The sequence below is a fragment of the Staphylococcus sp. SUC_1.2 genome (assembly GCF_026222585.1).
Genome location: NZ_JANJPM010000072.1, coordinates 1 through 1,996, shown reverse-complemented (window position 1 = coordinate 1,996; position 1,996 = coordinate 1). Strand labels below are relative to the sequence as shown.

Genomic DNA, 1,996 nt, shown 5'->3' with positions numbered 1-1,996 from the left:
ATTTTGAGTGTGGTTTCTTTAATATTCTGAGATTAAATGTTTATTTTTACGTTTTGCTTTAGGTGGAACCTCTTCTAAATCAGTAAGATACAATAAACCTGCAATAGCTTCATCTTTAGCAATACCAAATGCTTTTCTTACTTTTGGTTCAAAGATGTACAATGGCGTTTTCCAACATGTACCAATACCTTTTTCATAGAGTAATAACATTAGATTCTGAGTGTATGCACCCATCGCAAAAAAGTTTTCGCGATTTTGTCGTTGTCGTGGGTCAGTTTTAAGTACTAAAACTAACATACCTCCTAAATTTGTCACCGCGTTATAATGATCTTCTTGTTTTTCCGGACTATTTGGAAAGGCAAAACGTGTAATATCTCTACTCATATCTCCTAATCTATCTTTAGAAACATGAATAACTCTCCACGGTTCTCTCATACCATGATTAGGAGCGTCAGTAGCTTGTTCTATGGCTTTAAATACATCTTCATCATTAATAACCATATCATGTTTAAATTTCTTTATACTTCTTCTTAAAGAAATTACTTCTTGTAATTCCACAATTATCGCTCCTCTATATTGATAACTATTATCAATTATACGCGGATATCGATGACATTTCAATGTATACTACATGTTTTCGTAAAATAATAATTGTTTTTTTAGTTCTTTAACATGAATCTGTCCTGGCGCTTGAGGTTCACCTAAACAACCATATGACACTGTCCCCCCAAAAACACCTTGAGCAGTTCGGCTCACTAATCCTAAACGAGACATAGATATCCCAATAACTTGTTGAGAAATCGCTTCAGATGTATAAGCTACTGCTTCTAATAGCGTTGCTACGTCCCTTTTTTCCTTAGGCATTACTGCAATTTTTACATACTCAGGATTTAATTTTAGCATTTTATAATATGTGAACTTTAATTCTTCTAACGGTGGCGTTTCTAAAAAATTATGATATGAGACAATTATTTGCTTCTGATGACGATGTGCATTTTCTATAATACGCTTATGCGTCTCAACATCTATATTTGACTCCCATTCTATATCTATCATTTGAAATGCATCTATTGAGGAAATTGTTTCAATTAACTGTAAATATTCTTTATTAGTTAACTGACCTTTTCCACCTTGAGAAAGTGTGCGATATGTCACCAATATTTTGAAATGACCCTTTATTTCATTTAGAAGTGAAAGGTTTTTCATTAAATGTTCGTGATGATGACTCTCCCATTGATCTATACGCAACTCAATGATATCTATATATGCATGATTATCATTTATACTATTTAACGTTTCATTATCTATTATATCTTGAGGTGCTATGGTTGCAGCTACCTTTACTTCTGCCATATAATCCCTTCTTTTCTTACCATTTACAATTTTATATTATTTTAAACTATTTATGTCACACTCGCCAATGTTTAAAATTCATGTTAATTTTTACAAATCATGATTTAAAACGTTTTAGTTGGGTATACAATAATTATATTCGAATTTAGGAGGTAATAATAATGGCAGTTCAATATGAAACTAAAGCAACAAACGTTGGTGGACGTAAAGGACACGTACACACAGACGATAATGCAATAAATGTAGATGTATTACCACCACAACAAGCAGATGGAAACGCAACTAACCCTGAACAATTATTCGCAGCTGGCTATGCTTCATGCTTCAATGGTGCATATGACCTTATTTTAAAACAAAATAAAGTTCGCGGAGCAGAACCTGAGGTAACTTTAACTGTACGCTTAGAAGATGATCCAAATGCTGAAAGTCCAAAATTAAGCGTATCTATTGATGCAAAAGTTAAAAATGTATTATCTCAAGAAGACGCTGAAAAATATCTACAAGATGCTCACGAATTCTGTCCATATTCAAAAGCAACTCGTGGCAACATCGATGTAGATTTAAATGTTCAAGTTGTTGACTAATTAGCATTATTCTTTAAAATTAAAATTTTATAATTTAAAAAAACCCTGAGACACCTCAT

The 1,996-nt window shown here is 32.4% G+C and carries 3 protein-coding genes; 1 reads left to right on the top strand and 2 read right to left on the bottom strand.

Annotation, left to right across the window (positions count from 1 at the left end):
• Positions 1-18 precede the first annotated feature (18 nt).
• Both NR218_RS12630 and aroD read right to left on the bottom strand, forming a co-directional pair.
• Complete coding sequence (locus tag NR218_RS12630) at positions 19-558, bottom strand: nitroreductase (RefSeq protein WP_002448165.1); 540 nt, start codon at positions 556-558, stop codon at positions 19-21.
• A gap of 69 nt (positions 559-627) precedes the next feature.
• Positions 628-1,353: a type I 3-dehydroquinate dehydratase gene (gene aroD / locus NR218_RS12625; RefSeq protein WP_048761457.1), complete on the bottom strand. Its 726-nt coding sequence runs from the start codon at positions 1,351-1,353 to the stop codon at positions 628-630.
• 161 nt (positions 1,354-1,514) lie between these two features.
• Here aroD and NR218_RS12620 point away from each other — a divergent pair, with 161 nt between their 5' ends.
• A complete protein-coding gene (locus NR218_RS12620; RefSeq protein WP_002448074.1) occupies positions 1,515-1,937 on the top strand; it encodes an organic hydroperoxide resistance protein in 423 nt (140 codons plus the stop codon).
• Positions 1,938-1,996 lie beyond the last annotated feature (59 nt).

Excerpts from the sequence above, each read along its gene's own strand:
- NR218_RS12620 (WP_002448074.1), top strand. The coding sequence starts at position 1,515 with ATGGCAGTTCAATATGAAACTAAAGCAACAAACGTTGGTGGACGTAAA.
- aroD (WP_048761457.1), bottom strand. The coding sequence starts at position 1,353 with ATGGCAGAAGTAAAGGTAGCTGCAACCATAGCACCTCAAGATATAATA.